Source organism: Mesorhizobium opportunistum WSM2075 (assembly GCF_000176035.2).
Taxonomy (GTDB): Bacteria; Pseudomonadota; Alphaproteobacteria; order Rhizobiales; family Rhizobiaceae; genus Mesorhizobium; species Mesorhizobium opportunistum.
The window spans coordinates 844731-859056 of sequence record NC_015675.1; the positions used below are offsets into that span (position 1 = coordinate 844731).

Consider the following 14326-nt stretch of genomic DNA (forward strand, 5'->3'; position numbering starts at 1 on the left):
GGGCCGTCAGGGTGTTGCGACCTATAGGGGGACTTGCAAGCCATGACAAGCAAGCCGTTCTGTCAGCCATCACGCAAATGCCGAGGTAGCCATGGAAAGCCAGACCTTCGTCGAAGCCCTGCTGCTCGGCCTGCTGGAGGGGCTGACCGAGTTCATACCGGTGTCCTCGACCGGCCATATCCTGCTCGCCGGCCATTTCCTCGGCTTCCACTCGACCGGCAAGGCCTTCGAGATCCTGATCCAGCTCGGCGCTATCCTGGCGATCCTCAGCGTTTATTTCCGCCGCCTCTGGAAAATGCTGCTCGAACTGCCGCACGACCGACTGACCAGGCATTTCGTCATCGGCATCCTCATCGCCTTCCTGCCGGCGGCGATCATCGGCGCGCTGGCGCATGATTTCATCAAGACGGTGCTGTTCGAATCGCCAAGGCTGATCTGCATCATGCTGATCATCGGCGGCATCGTGCTGCTGGCGGTGGACCGCATGAACCTCAAGCCGGTCTATCGCGACGTCGAGCGGTTTCCGACCCGGCTTTACCTGCAGATCGGCCTGTTCCAGTGCCTGTCGCTGATCCCCGGCACCTCGCGCTCGGGCTCGACCATCGTCGGCGCGCTGCTTTTGGGCGTCGACAAGCGGGCGGCGGCGGAATTTTCGTTCTTCCTCGCCATCCCGACCATGGTCGGCGCCTTCGCCTTCGACCTGTTCAAGAACCGCAACGTGCTGAGCAGTGCCGACCTGCCGATCATCGCCATCGGCTTCGTCGCCGCCTTCGTCACGGCGCTCATCGTGGTGCGCTTCCTGCTCGATTACGTCTCACGCAACGGCTACTCGCTGTTCGGCTGGTGGCGGCTGGTGGTCGGCGGCGTCGGGCTGGTGGCGTTGATGATCTGGGGGTGAGGAGTGGTCCGCGTAGCGGACGGAAAGCCAATTGCTTGGCTTTCCGAACGACGAACGCCCTGAGCCCGCGAAGGGCGAGCAACGCCGGCAAGTAACCCTCTAACTCCTCCCATAAAACACGTTCTCGACATGCACCGGCCAGCGCCAAGGCAGCACGGCGACCATGTCAAACCGCATCGACAGCTTGCCATAATCCGCCTGCCGCGACAGCCAGATGTCGGCCGCCCCCTCGATGCGGCGCTCCGATTCGTGGCCGATAGCCTCCATAGCCTCCATCAGCGTGCGGCGCGCCTTGACCTCGACGAACAGCACGAGGTCGCCGCGCCGCGCGATGAGGTCGATCTCGCCGAAGCGGGTGCGGTGGCGGCGCGCCAGGATCCGGTAGCCCTTCAGCATCAGCGCCACTGCGGCCAGCCATTCGCCGCGATGGCCGCGCCGATAGGCTTTTTGGCGACTGGCGCTCGGACGCTCAGCCACCGTCGCCTTCTCCAGAGGCATCCTTGAGTTCGAGCAGCCGCCGGTAAAGCGTCTGCTTCTGACCGCCAGTCATTTTCGCGGCCTCCGCCGCTGCCTTGGAGGCCGGCATTTCAGCGGCGAGCGACAACAGCAGACGGTCGATATCCTTGGGCTCGTCCGCCTTGGCTTCGGCGGGGCCGATACAGACGACGATCTCGCCCTTCGGCGTATCGGCAGCCGCATAGTAATCGGCCAGCGCTTGCAGCGTGCCGGTGCGCATCTCCTCGAACGTCTTGGTCAATTCGCGGCCGATAGCGGCCTTGCGTTCGCCGCCGAGGGCTTCAACCATGGCGCCGAGCGACTCAGCCAGCCGGCGCGGCGATTCAAAGAAGATCAACGTTGCCGGCACCGCTTTCAAGGCTTCCAACCGTGTCAGCCGCTGGCCTGATTTGACCGGCAAAAAGCCCGCGAACAAAAAGGCGTCCGACGGCAGGCCCGATGCCGTCAGCGCGGCAAGCGGTGCCGACGGACCGGGGATCGGCACGACGCGGATGCCCTGGTCGAGCGCCTCGCCGACCAGCCGGTAGCCTGGATCGGACACCAGTGGCGTGCCGGCATCGGAAATCAGCGCCACGCTCTGCCCGGCCTGAAGCGCCGATATCAGCTTCGGCCCGGCCTCGCCGGCATTGTGCTCATGATAGGCCGTGGTGCGGCGGCGGATGCCGTAGCGGTCGAGCAGCACGCGCGACACCCGCGTGTCCTCGCAGGCGACGATGTCGGCGGCGGCCAGCGTCTCCAGCGCGCGCAGCGTGACGTCGGCGAGATTGCCGATGGGCGTCGCCACCAGATAGAGCGCCGGCTCCAGCGGCCGGGCCGCGATCTCGGCCTGCCCGACCACATAGCTGCGCTTGCCCGTCTCACCGGTCACAGATCAACTCTCCGTTCGGCCCTGTTTGGCCTGCCAAATCCTTGTTTGGCATGGCTGGCGCGGGCTTGCAAAACTCACGTCGATGTAAGGCAATCGCCATTCCTTTGCCACAGTAGGGAACGAAACCGGGTTTGGCAGATTTAGTCCCTAATTCCCCGGGAGGAGATGATGGACAGCCTTAAGATACAGGATGCTTTCGAGCCCTACTATGCCGGCCGCAACTGCGTGGCCAAGGACAAGCGGCTGCCTGCCGAGACCGACGCCAGCCTGACCAAGCGGCCCGCACGCGGCTTGCCGATGAGCACCGTGCCGACAACCATCAGGCATTCCGACACCGAACCCCACAGCACGACGGAGCACTGACCGGACGATGCCCAATCGCTTCGATATCTTCATCACCCGTCTTGAAACGAAGAGCGCACGCCATGGCGTGCCGCTACCCCCGATAGGCGACCAGCACAGCACCCGCCGCGATAAGGGCGACGCCAAGCCAGTTCGCTCCGGAGAGGCGCTCGCCGAGAAAGATCGCGCCAAACACCGCCACAAGCACGACGCTTAGCTTGTCGATGGGCGCCACCTGCGCCGCATTGCCGATCTTCAGCGCGCGGAAATAGCAGAGCCAGGAGGCCCCGGTCGCCAGACCGGAGAGGCCGAGGAACAGCCAGGTCTTTGCCGAGATCGTGGCCGGAGATTGGAACTGGCCGCTGGCCAGCAGGATCGCCCCGAGCACGGCCAGGATGATGACCGTGCGGATGAAGGTGGCGAAGTCGGAACTGATGTTCTCGATGCCGACCTTGGCGAAGATCGCCGTCAGCGCCGCGAAAGCCGCGGACAGCAGCGCCCATAATTGCCAGGAGGAGAAGGTCAGGTTCATTTGGGCGGCCTCGCGCGTGAGGGTTTCAACCGAGATAGCGTGAAACGCGCGCCTTAAGAAGCTCGATCAACTCCAGATCCATGAACTCGTAGTTATCGGGTATATCGAGGCAGATGACCCGAGCCTTCGTCAGGCTGGCCTTGAATTTCTTCTGCAGCTTGGTGCGGTGCACCTTTTCCATGACGAAGATGATGTCGGCCCAGGCGACCAGCTCATGCGTCAGCGGCGTATCGACGTCGTGGTTGGTTCCCGCCGACGCGACTTCGATATCCTGGCGCTTGGAAAACACCTGTTCGGCCGTGGGACTGCGCAAGCGGTTCTGGCTGCAGACGAAGAGGACGTTTTTCAAAGTTAGCGCGCCAAATCCGCCACCACGGCGTCGAGCACGATCATGCCGGCCGGTGTGGCGCGCAGCCGCGTATTGCCGATCGGCGCCACCAGTCCTTCGCCCTGCAACACCGACAGCCGCGCGCTCGACAGGCCGCGGCCGGAAAACGCCTCGTAGCGCGACAGGTCGATGCCTTCGGCCAGCCTCAGCCCCATCAGCAGGAACTCGTCGGCCTCCTCCGAGCGCGTCAGGATCTCGCCGCCGGTGATGCCGTGGCCCTTGGCCTCGACCAGATTGGCCCAGGTCTCCGGCATCCGCTCGGCGATCGTCACCGTGCGGCGGCCATGCTCGACGAAGCGGCCATGCGCGCCGGGACCGACACCGACATATTCGCCGTAGCGCCAGTAGGTCAAATTGTGGCGGCTTTCGGCGCCCGGCCGGGCGTGGTTGGAAATCTCATAAGCCGGCAAACCATGCGCCGTGGTGATCTCCTGTGTCAACGCATAGAGGTCGGCGGCGTGGTCGTTGTCGGGGATGATGAATTTCTTCGCCGCGTGCAGCGCGTGGAAGGGCGTGCCTTCCTCGATCGTCAGCTGGTAGAGCGACAGATGGTCGGCAGCATGGCCGATCGCCTGTTCGAGCTCGGATGCCCAGGCCTCCGGCGTCTGGCCGGGCCGGGCGTAAATGAGATCGAAGGAGAGCCTTGGGAATATTTCCCGCGCCAGCCCGATGGCGTGCAAGGCTTCCTCGACATTGTGCAGGCGTCCGAGGAAGCGCAAATCCTTGTCGTTCAGCGCCTGCACGCCGAGCGAGACGCGGTTGACGCCGGCCGTCCGGTAGCCGCGAAACCGTTCGGCCTCGACCGAGGACGGATTGGCCTCCAGCGTCACCTCGATGCCGTCAGGCACGGTCCAGTTCCTGGCCACGGCGTCCAGAACCCTGGCCACGGTTTCCGGCTTCATCAACGAGGGCGTGCCGCCGCCGAAAAAGATGCTTGTCACCTCACGCGGGCCGGTGCGCTGGCGCATCGTCGCCAGTTCCGCCTCGAAGGCGGCGGCAAAGCGCTCCTGGTCGACCGGCTGGTGGCGAACATGGCTGTTGAAGTCGCAATAAGGGCATTTGGCCGCGCAGAACGGCCAATGAATGTAGACGCCGAAGCCGGGGGCCCGGTCGAGCAGCATGCTCATGCCTCGCCCAATCTCGCCAGATCCAATCGTGCCTGGGCGAATTTCTGGAAGGCACGGGCGCGGTGCGACAGCGCGGTCGCCTGGCCAGGCTTCCAGCCATGCTTTTCCGCGGCGCTCATCTCGCCGAAGGTCTTGTCGAACCCATCCGGCAGAAACACCGGGTCGTAGCCGAAGCCGAGCTCGCCGCGCGGCGGCCAGACCAGCGTGCCTTCGGCCTCGCCGCGATAATATTCGGCCTCGCCGTCGGGGAAGGCGAGGCAGATGACGGCGACAAAGCGGCCCTTGCGCTGCTCCGGCAAAGCGGCTCCCACTTCCTGCAACGCCACTTCGGTGCGCTGCATGGCCATGGCGAAATCCCTGCCGCCGTCGGGGGTTTCAGCCCAGTTGGCGGTGTAGACGCCGGGCGCGCCGTCGAGCGCGTCGACGCACAGGCCGGAATCGTCCGACAGCGCCGGCAGGCCGGTCGCCTTTGCGGCGGCCAGCGCCTTGATGTAGGCGTTTTCCTCGAAAGTGGTGCCGGTTTCGTCGGGTTCCGGCAGGCCATAGTCCTTGGCCGACTTCGCCTCGAAGCCGAACGGCCGCATCAGGTCGGCGAACTCGCGCAGCTTGCCGGCATTGTGGCTGGCAACGACGATCTTCTTGCCGTCAAGTGAGTGAACAGTTGGCGAATGCATCAAAGGCCCCAGATTCTTGGCTCGGCAAACTCGATCGAATTGCCCGAGGGGTCGCGTATATAGATCGAACGGCCGCCTTGCGGCCATTCGAATTCGCTTTCGATGGCGACGTTCTTCGTCTTGAGATGGGCCTTCCAGGCCGCGATTTCCACGGCGGTCGCCGCAAAGCAGAGATGGCCTTCGCCGACCGTGCCATGCGGCGGCACATTCAGCTTGGCATCGGGCGCGGGTGGGATCTTGGTTGCCTCGGCGTTGAAGATGAGCAGCACACCGGGTCCGCAACGGAAGAACAGGTGGCGGCCTTCGACCTTGCCGAGGAGGTGAAGGCCGAGGGTGTCGCGATAGAATTGTTCGGCTGCGTGCAAGTCTGTGACGTAGAGCGCTGACTCAAGAATGGCAGAGGGAGTCACGAGGCACCCCCCTCTGCCCTGCCGGGCATCTCCCCCGCAAGGGGGGAGATTGGCAGCGTCAAAGCCGGTTCATAATTTGCACCGTCGGTGGTTGGCGAAATCCGCGACCACAGCCGATCTCCCCCCTTGCGGGGGAGATGGCCGGCAGGCCAGAGGGGGGTGTTCAAGCTCGACATTTAAAACCTAAGCCACCGCCATTTGACCCTAAGCCACCGCCATCTGCTGCAAACTCACCAGGCGCTGGATGCCTTTCTTGGCCAGGCCCATCAAGTCCGCGAACTGCCCTTCGGAGAACGGCTCGCCCTCGGCGGTTCCCTGGATCTCGACGATGCCGCCCTTGCCGGTCATGACGAAATTGGCGTCGGTGCCGGCCGAGGAATCCTCGATGTAATCGAGGTCGATGACCGGCTGGCCGTCATGGATACCGCAGGAAATCGCCGCGACATGGTCCTTCAGCACCTTGGAAACGCTGGTCATCTGCCGCGCTTCCATCCAGCGCAGGCAGTCGTACAGCGCCACCCAGCCGCCGGTGATCGAGGCGGTACGGGTGCCGCCATCGGCCTGGATGACGTCGCAGTCGACGGTAATCTGCTGTTCGCCCAGCGCCTGCAAGTCGACCACGGCGCGCAGAGAACGGCCGATGAGGCGCTGGATTTCCAGCGTGCGGCCGCCCTGCTTGCCGGCGGATGCCTCGCGGCGCATGCGCTCGCCAGTCGAGCGCGGCAGCATGCCATATTCGGCCGTCACCCAGCCCTTGCCGGAATTGCGCATCCAGCCCGGCACCTTCTCCTCGAGGCTCGCCGTGCACAGGACGTGGGTGTCGCCGAACTTCACCAGGCACGAGCCTTCGGCGTGCTTGGAGACGCCGCGCTCGAAGGAGATGGCACGCATTTCGTCGAATTGGCGTTTGGAGGGGCGCATTCAGGCTTCTTTCTTGTCATTTTCGGAATCTTGGCCGGCTTGTAGCCTCACCAAGCTTAGGGCGCAAAGGAAAATGGCCGGCTGAGCGCAAACGCGGCACCGAGCAATCTGACACAGACGCCGGGCGATCTGACACAGACGCCGGGCGATCTGATGCAGACACCGGGTTGCGCCCACCGTGCCGAAGTCTATATCCTGAACAAGGAGGTTTTTGGCCGTATGACCAAGGCAATCGATCCCGGTTCGCAGTCGCTTGCACTTCAATCACTCGACATGCGCTCACGCGACATCTTCCGGCGCATCGTCGATTCCTATCTCAGGGATGGCGAGCCCGTGGGCTCGCGCAGCCTGTCGCGCATCCTGCCCTCCTCACTGTCGCCGGCCACCATCCGCAATGTGATGAGCGACCTGGAACATCTCGGGCTGATCTATGCGCCGCATATCTCGGCCGGCCGGCTGCCGACGCAGGCGGGCCTGCGTTTCTTCGTCGATGCCTTCATGGAACTTGGCGATCTCTCCGACGAGGAGCGCCGCACCATCGAAGCACAGGTGCGGGCCTCGGGCTCGGGCGCGACGCTGGAGCATATGCTGACCGAGGCCAGCCAGATGCTGTCGGGCATGTCTCGCGGCGCCGGCCTGGTGCTGGCCGCCAAGAACGAGGTGGCGCTGAAGCACATCGAATTCATCCAGCTGGAGCCGACCAAGGCACTTGCCGTGCTGGTGTCGCAGAATGGCGACGTCGAAAACCGCGTCGTCGAGCTGCCCGCCGGCATCACCGTCTCGCAGCTGCACGAGGCCTCGAATTTCCTCAACGCGCATATTCGAGGCCGCACGCTGGCCGAGGCGCGGACCGAGATCGCCCGCATCAAGGAAGAGACAAGGGCAGCGCTGGACACGCTGTCGCAGGATCTCGTCGAGAAGGGGCTGGCGGTATGGGCGGGCGCCGAAAGCGGCCTGCCGGCGCGGCTCATCGTGCGCGGCCGGGCCAATCTGCTCGAAAACGTCACCGCGCAGGCGGACATCGAACTGCTGCGGCACCTGTTCGAGGACATGGAGACGCAGGACGGGCTGATCCAGCTGCTTGATCTGGCCGAGCAGGGATCAGGCGTGCGCATCTTCATCGGCTCCGAAAACAAGCTGTTCTCGCTGTCGGGCTCGTCGCTGGTGGTCGCGCCCTATCGCGACAAGGATGCCCGCGTCGTCGGCGCGCTCGGCGTCATCGGCCCGACCCGGCTGAATTACGCGCGCATCGTGCCGATGGTGGATTACACGGCGCAGCTGATATCGCGCATGCTGCGCTAGGTGTATTGATATTCAGCCGGCCTGCGAGCGGCGACTTCCTGCGCTTCCTGGCCGCCAAGGAGAAAAAGAATGGCGCTCGAAGAGTTCAAGGCCCGGATCAGCCTGCTGCTGGAGGAAATGGTCAACCAGCCGGAAGACCAGCACGAAATCCAGGAACAGCTGCGCGAGAAGCTGCGCGAAATGCGCGCCATGGGCTTGCCGCTGCCGGCGGATCTCGTCGCCTTGGAAAAGCGCCTCGACGACGATTTTTACGCCGCCGGGACCTGAACCCGGAAGCAAGACGGAACCCAGGGACAAACCGGCCGTTGGTTTCCTTCGCGACCAGGTGGAGGAAGACAATGGCCCGAATAGCTGGGACCCGAATGGCTGGGACCCGAATGGCTGGAATCCGAATGGCCGGCCTTTCCGCACTACTCCTCACGACCGCGGCATTCGCCCAGCAGGCCGACCAGCCGGTGCTGAGGGGTCCGGCCGCCTTTGGCGACTGGCGCGCCGACAAGCCCGGGGTGCGCCGCCTGATCAAGCCGGAAGACCTGCCGAAGCCCAATGTCGCCAAGTCGGCCTCGAACAGCGCTGGCCTTGCCGAAAGGCCGGCGGACGCCAAACCGCAACTGCCGGAAGGCTTTTCAGCCGAGCTGATCGCGTCGGGCATCGACAATCCGCGCGTGGTGCGCACAGCCCCCAATGGCGACCTGTTCGTCGCCGACAGCGAAGCCAACCAGATCCGCGTCTATCGTTTGACCGAGGGCAGCGCCAAACCCGCCGAGAAAAGCATCTTCGCCGGCGATCTCAACCAGCCCTACGGCATTGCCTTCTATCCGCCGGGCAGCGATCCGCAATGGGTCTATGTCGCCAACAGCGACAGCATCGTGCGCTTTGCCTACCGCAATGGCGATCTCAAGGCATCCGCCGACCCGGAAACCATCGTCGACGACATTCCATCGAACCATCACTGGACGCGCGACATCGCCTTTTCGCCTGACGGCAAGACGCTCTATCTCTCGGTCGGCTCGGGCTCGAACGCCGCCGGGGACATGGGCAAGAGGCCGAGGGGCGGGCTCGAGGCATGGGTCAAGTCAAAGCCGCTCGGCGCCGCCTGGGGCTCCGAAGAGGGACGCGCCGACGTGCAGGCCTTCGACCCCGACGGCAAGAACGGCCGCACCGTCGCCACCGGCCTGCGCAACTGCTCGGGCATGACCGTCCAGCCGGCGACCGGCGCGCTGTGGTGCGTCGTCAACGAGCGCGATGCGCTGGGCGACAACACGCCAGCCGAATACGCCACATCGGTCAGGGAAGGCGCCTTCTACGGCTGGCCCTGGTACTATATCGGCAACAACGAAGACCCCCGCCACAAGGGCGAGCGCCCCGACCTTGCCGGCAAGGTCGATATTCCCGATGTGCTGATGCAGGCGCATTCGGCGCCGCTCAACATCGCCTTCTACGACGGCAAGGACCTGCCCGCGAACGCGGGATTTCCCAGGGAATACCGCGGCGATGCCTTCGTCGCCCTCCACGGTTCGTGGAACCGTGGCAACCGGACCGGCTACAAGGTCGTGCGCCTGCTGTTCAGGGATGGCAAGCCGACCGGTGAATACGAGGATTTCATGACCGGCTTCGTCGTCTCCAACGGCGAGGTGTGGGGCCGGCCGGTCGGCGTGACGGTGGCCAAGGATGGCGCGCTGATCGTGACCGAAGACGGCAACGGCACCATCTGGCGCGTGACCTATGGCGACGGCCGTTCCTGATCCTGCAGCGCCGGCGCAGGCCCCGTCACCCGGATGAGCGGGCCAGCGCGACGTATCTCGGATGTCTGGTGCAATGGATTCCGTCCCCAGAGAATTCAATTCTGGTCCGTTCCATGCGACAAGGCAGGCCAATCTGGGACCACCAGCCATGACCCTCACCGGCTTTCTCGCCTACAGTGCCGCCCTTGGCATAGCCGCTGCCATTCCAGGTCCCGGCGTCACCGCGCTTGTCGCGCGGGCGCTCGGCTCCGGCTTCCGCTCATCGCTGGCCATGTCCTTTGGCCTGATGCTCGGCGACCTCACCTACCTGACCGCCGTGGTGCTCGGCCTCGCCTTCGTCGCGCAGACTTTCGGCATGGTGTTCCTGGCGATCAAATGGGCCGGCGTCGCGTATCTGGCATTTCTCGGCTGGCGCTTCTGGACCGCCGGCATCACACCCGAAACCGTCGAAGCCCGGAAGGGCAAGGGTGGACTGGCGTCGAGTTTCCTCGCCGGGCTGACCGTCACGCTCGGCAATCCGAAAACGATGATCTTCTACCTGGCGATCACGCCGACCATCGTCGACCTGAAGACCATCACGCTGGCCGACTACGGCATTCTCGTCGCGCTGACGATCGTCGTGCTGTTCGTCGTGCTGGTGCCCTACCTTGCGCTGGCCGCCAAGGCGCGCTGGTTCCTGAAATCGCCGCGTGCGCTAAGGGTGCTGAACCGCACCGCCGCCGGCTTCATGGTCGGCGCCGCGGCGGCGATCGCTGCCCGCCAATAGCCCCTGCTCGGCCAAAATATTCCAGATATCGGCCTTTTCGGAAAACGCTTTTCCGAGACGCAGGCGCTTTAGAGATGCGCCCCACTCGGATATTCTTCGCTGACGGTCTATCTTGCGCGACCGAAGGCCCTTTGCCGCCAATTGCCTGAAATTACTTGCCTGACTCCTGGGAGCGAAACCAATGAACAAGCCCGTCACCTCCGCCCGCGCCCCCGGCCGCGGCCGCATCTACAATTCCATCACCGACACGATCGGCGACACGCCCCTGGTGCGGCTCGACAAATTCGCCAAGGAGAAGGGCATCGTAGCCAAGCTCGTCGCCAAGCTCGAATTCTTCAACCCGATCGCTTCGGTCAAGGACCGCATCGGCGTGGCGATGATCGAGGCGCTGGAGGCGGCCGGCAAGATTTCTCCCGGCAAGACCACGCTGATCGAACCGACCTCGGGCAACACCGGCATCGCGCTCGCCTTCGCCGCCGCCGCCAAGGGCTACAAGCTGATCCTGACCATGCCGGAGACGATGTCGGTCGAGCGCCGCAAGATGCTTGCGCTGCTCGGTGCCGAACTGGTGCTGACCGAGGGCCCGAAAGGCATGAAGGGCGCCATCGCCAAGGCCGACGAGCTGGCCGCGACCATCCCCAACGCGATCATCCCGCAGCAGTTCGAAAACCCGGCCAACCCGGAGATCCACCGCAAGACGACGGCCGAGGAGATCTGGAACGACACGCATGGCGAGGTCGACATCTTCGTCGCCGGCATCGGCACCGGCGGCACGATCACCGGCGTCGGCCAGGTGCTGAAAAAGCACAAGCCCTCGCTGCATGTCGTCGCCGTCGAGCCGGAGGCATCGCCGGTGCTGTCGGGCGGCCAGCCCGGCCCGCACAAGATCCAGGGCATCGGCGCCGGCTTCGCGCCGAAAATCCTCGACACCACGATCTATGACGAGATCGTCAAGGTCTCGAACGAGGACTCCGTCGCCAATGCCCGTCTTGTCGCCCGCCTCGAGGGCGTGCCGGTCGGCATTTCTTCGGGTGCCGCCTTGCAGGCGGCAATCGTCGTCGGCTCGCGGCCGGAAAACAAGGACAAGACCCTGGTCGTGGTCATCCCCGACTTCGCCGAACGCTATCTGTCGACGATCCTGTTTGAAGGTCTCGGGGCGTAGTTTCACAGCCGTTCGCGCCGCGTTCGAAAAGCATAATCTCCCCCCTTGAGGGGAAGATGGCCGGCAGGCCAGAGGGGGTCGGTTCGACCGGATGCGATCTCCTTGCGAGAGATGAAAGTTGGCGCTCTATGTGAGGCGACCCCCTCTGTCGCCTTCGGCGACATCTCCCCCTCGAGGGGGAGATTACGCGCCTCACTGCTTTCGCCAATTTTCAAGGTTGCATAGCAATCCTGGCCCGCTGAAAAAACCAGCCGTGGCGACCGCCACCCGCTTGAGCCCCACCCTGCTTCCGGTTCATATCGCCCCCGGTCCGTCTTCTTTCGGGCCGGGGGAGAATCCAATGTACAAGCTCTACACACGTCCCGGCAGCGGCGGCTTCGTCGTCGAGGCGGCGCTGGCGCTGGCGAACGCTCCGTTCGAGCAGATCGACGTGCCGAAGACCGACCGGCCGGATCCCGCCTTTCTCGACATCAGCCCGCTGAACCAGGTGCCGGTGCTGATCTTGCCGGACGGGCGGTCGATGACCGAATCGGCGGCGATCTGCATCCTGCTGGCCGAGCGCCATCCCGAGGCCGGCCTGGCGCCGGCGATCGGCGCGCCGGCTCGCGTCGATTTCCTGCGCTGGATGGCCTTCATGTCTTCGGTGCTCTATCCGGCGGTGCTGCGTTTCTACTACGCGCCTCGCTACACGTCCGATGCCGACGGCACGAAGGCCGTCAAGCAGGCCGCGGTCGCCGAGATGGATCGTGGCTTCGCCGTTCTCGACAACGCGCTCAAAGGCCGTGACTGGCTGGTCGGCGACGGCCTGTCGCTGGCCGACATCTATCTCATCATGCTGGTGGCCTGGCATCCAGACATCGAGAGCGCGCGGATGGCATGGCCGAACATCGAACGCTTATGGGCGCGACTGCGCGGCCATCCGCTGATGAAGACGCTCAACACCTCGCACGAGATGTGGCCGGGCTGAAGGTCAATTTCGCAGCGCTGCCCGTTTGCCTTGCAGGAAGCGTCGTACCGCCGGGTCGCGCTCGAGGCCGATCGCTCGATCATAGGCTTCGCTCGCCTGCGGCACTTGCCCGAGCCTGGCCAGAAGCCCGGCGCGCGCGGCCCAATAAGGCTGATAGTCGTCAAGCCGCTTGTCGTCACCCAGCACGTAAAGGGCCGCCAGTCCCGCCACGGCGCCCTCGGCCTCGGCGATCGCCACCGCACGGTTGATCGCCACGACGGGCGATCCGGCGATCGAAAACAGCGCGTCATAGAGCTCGCGGATCGCCACCCAGTCGGTGCGACCGGTCAGCCGTCGCGCCGCGTGCGCCGACTGGACTGCGGCCTCGAGCTGGTAACGGCCGATGACGCCACTCTGCGCGGCGCGGGACAGCAGCGCCTCCGCCTCATTGATGAGGGCACGGTCCCACAGCTCGCAATCCTGTTGCGCCAACGGCACGAAGTCGCCTTCGTCATCGCGCCGGGCAGCCCGGCGGGCCTCGGCAAACAGCATCAGCGCAAGCAGACCCAGCGCCTCCGGCTCATCCGGCATCAGCGAGGCCACCAGCCGGCCGAGCCAGATGCCTTCGGTCGCCAGGTTGCGGCGTTGTGTTTCGGTGCCGGCCGGGTCCGACCAGCCTTCGGCAAAGGCGGCGTAGATGGCTTCCAGCACCGCGTCCAGCCGCTCGCCGAGTTCGGCCCGCTCCGGAACGCGGAACGGAATGCCGGTTTCGCGGATACGGGTCTTGGCACGAACCAGGCGCTGGCCCATCGTCGCCGGCGAGACCAGGAAGGCAGAGGCGATGGCCGCGGCATCGAAACCCAGAATGGTCTGGAGGATCAGCGGCGCACGCACGCTCGATTCGATCGCCGGATGGGCGCAGGCGAACATCAGCCGCAAGCGTTCGTCGGGCATGTCTTCGTCGGGCAAGTCTTCGTCGGTCATGCGCGCCTCCGCTTCCTCGGCGATCAGCCTGAGATGCTCGCGGCCGGCTTCGCTGGTCAGCCGCCGCCGCACCGCATCGACACGCCGCCGGCGCGCCACCGCCAGCAGCCAGGCTTCCGGCTTGTCGGGCACGCCGGTGCGCGGCCAGCGTTCGAGCGCCGCGGCAAAGGCATCGGCCAGCGCGTCCTCGGCGGCGGCTACGTCGCGCGTGCGCGCCGACAGCCAGGCGACCAGCTTGCCATAGCTTTGCCGGGCGGCGGCCTCGGCGGCCGCCCGGACGATCTCCGGACGACTGTCCATCACATCGCTATTTCCCGGCACATCGTCATTTCTTGGGCATGTAGTCGGCCATTTCCCAGATCGGCCGCAACTCGACCGTGCCGGTGCTGGCCGCCGGACAGCGCGCCGCCCATTCGATGGCGGTATCGATGTCGGCCGCCTCGATCATGTAGAAGCCGGCAAGCTGCTCCTTGGTGTCGGCATAGGGGCCGTCGATGACGTTGGTCTTGCCGTCGGCGATCCGCACCGAGGTGGTTGCCTGGGTCGGACGCAACCTTTCGCCGGCCAGCCACGCACCGGACTTCTTCAACGCTTCGGTGTAGGCGGCATAGGCCGCGCTCATCTGTTGGGCCTTCTCGACCGGCGTGTTCGCCAGCGCGGCTTCGTCATTGTTGATCAAAAGCATGTATCGCATGGGTTTTCTCCCGTGGTTTGGAAGGCCGCGTCTTGCGGGGCCAGACGTATG

At 65.0% G+C, this 14326-nt stretch carries 18 protein-coding genes; 8 read left to right on the top strand and 10 right to left on the bottom strand.

Translation table 11 applies throughout. From position 1 onward, the window contains the following. Positions 1 to 91: 91 nt before the first annotated feature. Positions 92 to 898: an undecaprenyl-diphosphate phosphatase gene (locus tag MESOP_RS03925; RefSeq protein ID WP_013892025.1), complete on the top strand. Its 807-nt coding sequence runs from the start codon at positions 92 to 94 to the stop codon at positions 896 to 898. 99 nt (positions 899 to 997) lie between these two features. On the opposite strand, the gene MESOP_RS03930 is transcribed toward MESOP_RS03925, so the two are convergent. Both MESOP_RS03930 and rsmI read right to left on the bottom strand, forming a co-directional pair. After that, the gene (locus MESOP_RS03930) at positions 998 to 1375 is read right to left on the bottom strand and encodes a YraN family protein (protein ID WP_013892026.1); all 378 of its coding nucleotides are present in this window, start codon (positions 1373 to 1375) and stop codon (positions 998 to 1000) included. Continuing rightward, positions 1368 to 2282, bottom strand: coding sequence for a 16S rRNA (cytidine(1402)-2'-O)-methyltransferase (gene rsmI / locus MESOP_RS03935; RefSeq protein ID WP_013892027.1), 915 nt, complete (start codon positions 2280 to 2282; stop codon positions 1368 to 1370). Before rsmI ends, MESOP_RS03930 begins: the two co-directional genes overlap by 8 nt. A gap of 168 nt (positions 2283 to 2450) precedes the next feature. On the opposite strand from rsmI, the gene MESOP_RS03940 reads away from it, so the two are divergent. Further along, positions 2451 to 2645 (top strand): hypothetical protein, encoded by a 195-nt coding sequence (locus MESOP_RS03940; RefSeq protein ID WP_013892028.1) that lies wholly within the window; start codon positions 2451 to 2453, stop codon positions 2643 to 2645. Positions 2646 to 2718: 73 nt separating this feature from the next. Here MESOP_RS03940 and MESOP_RS03945 read toward each other — a convergent pair whose 3' ends face one another. The 6 genes from MESOP_RS03945 to rph all read right to left on the bottom strand — a co-directional run bounded on the left by MESOP_RS03945 (position 2719) and on the right by rph (position 6676). Continuing rightward, a complete protein-coding gene (locus MESOP_RS03945) occupies positions 2719 to 3156 on the bottom strand; it encodes an EamA family transporter (protein WP_013892029.1) in 438 nt (145 codons plus the stop codon). A gap of 25 nt (positions 3157 to 3181) precedes the next feature. Continuing rightward, positions 3182 to 3505 (bottom strand): low molecular weight protein tyrosine phosphatase family protein, encoded by a 324-nt coding sequence (locus MESOP_RS03950; RefSeq protein ID WP_013892030.1) that lies wholly within the window; start codon positions 3503 to 3505, stop codon positions 3182 to 3184. Positions 3506 to 3507: 2 nt separating this feature from the next. After that, entirely contained in the window at positions 3508 to 4671 is a 1164-nt protein-coding gene (gene hemW / locus MESOP_RS03955; protein WP_041163988.1) for a radical SAM family heme chaperone HemW, read from the bottom strand. Next, positions 4668 to 5345: an RdgB/HAM1 family non-canonical purine NTP pyrophosphatase gene (gene rdgB / locus MESOP_RS03960; protein WP_013892032.1), complete on the bottom strand. Its 678-nt coding sequence runs from the start codon at positions 5343 to 5345 to the stop codon at positions 4668 to 4670. The genes hemW and rdgB overlap by 4 nt, the downstream gene beginning before the upstream one ends. Further along, positions 5345 to 5755, bottom strand: a complete 411-nt coding sequence (locus MESOP_RS03965; protein ID WP_013892033.1) for a VOC family protein — start codon at positions 5753 to 5755, stop codon at positions 5345 to 5347. The genes rdgB and MESOP_RS03965 overlap by 1 nt, the downstream gene beginning before the upstream one ends. Positions 5756 to 5959: 204 nt before the next feature. Next, positions 5960 to 6676 carry a ribonuclease PH gene (rph, locus tag MESOP_RS03970; RefSeq protein WP_013892034.1) on the bottom strand — a complete coding sequence of 239 codons (717 nt, stop codon included), beginning with the start codon at positions 6674 to 6676 and terminating at the stop codon, positions 5960 to 5962. A gap of 219 nt (positions 6677 to 6895) precedes the next feature. Between rph and hrcA the strand changes: the two genes are divergently transcribed. From hrcA to MESOP_RS04000, 6 genes are all read left to right on the top strand, one after another. Continuing rightward, the gene (gene hrcA, locus MESOP_RS03975) at positions 6896 to 7978 is read left to right on the top strand and encodes a heat-inducible transcriptional repressor HrcA (protein ID WP_041164512.1); all 1083 of its coding nucleotides are present in this window, start codon (positions 6896 to 6898) and stop codon (positions 7976 to 7978) included. A gap of 69 nt (positions 7979 to 8047) precedes the next feature. Continuing rightward, the gene (locus tag MESOP_RS03980) at positions 8048 to 8245 is read left to right on the top strand and encodes a hypothetical protein (RefSeq protein WP_013892036.1); all 198 of its coding nucleotides are present in this window, start codon (positions 8048 to 8050) and stop codon (positions 8243 to 8245) included. Between the two features lie 125 nt (positions 8246 to 8370). Further along, positions 8371 to 9723 carry a PQQ-dependent sugar dehydrogenase gene (locus tag MESOP_RS03985; protein WP_224728691.1) on the top strand — a complete coding sequence of 451 codons (1353 nt, stop codon included), beginning with the start codon at positions 8371 to 8373 and terminating at the stop codon, positions 9721 to 9723. A 148-nt stretch (positions 9724 to 9871) separates the two neighbouring features. Then, on the top strand, positions 9872 to 10489 hold the full coding sequence (locus MESOP_RS03990; RefSeq protein ID WP_013892038.1) for a LysE family translocator: 618 nt from the start codon (positions 9872 to 9874) through the stop codon (positions 10487 to 10489). Between the two features lie 181 nt (positions 10490 to 10670). Then, on the top strand, positions 10671 to 11651 hold the full coding sequence (gene cysK / locus MESOP_RS03995) for a cysteine synthase A (protein ID WP_013892039.1): 981 nt from the start codon (positions 10671 to 10673) through the stop codon (positions 11649 to 11651). Positions 11652 to 11991: 340 nt separating this feature from the next. Then, positions 11992 to 12618 carry a glutathione S-transferase family protein gene (locus tag MESOP_RS04000; RefSeq protein ID WP_013892040.1) on the top strand — a complete coding sequence of 209 codons (627 nt, stop codon included), beginning with the start codon at positions 11992 to 11994 and terminating at the stop codon, positions 12616 to 12618. A 3-nt stretch (positions 12619 to 12621) separates the two neighbouring features. Here the strand turns inward: MESOP_RS04000 and MESOP_RS04005 are convergent, their stop codons facing one another. Both MESOP_RS04005 and MESOP_RS04010 read right to left on the bottom strand, forming a co-directional pair. Beyond that, positions 12622 to 13881, bottom strand: a complete 1260-nt coding sequence (locus MESOP_RS04005) for an RNA polymerase sigma factor (protein ID WP_013892041.1) — start codon at positions 13879 to 13881, stop codon at positions 12622 to 12624. A gap of 25 nt (positions 13882 to 13906) precedes the next feature. After that, a complete protein-coding gene (locus MESOP_RS04010) occupies positions 13907 to 14275 on the bottom strand; it encodes a YciI family protein (protein WP_013892042.1) in 369 nt (122 codons plus the stop codon). Between the last annotated feature and the right edge of the window lie 51 nt (positions 14276 to 14326).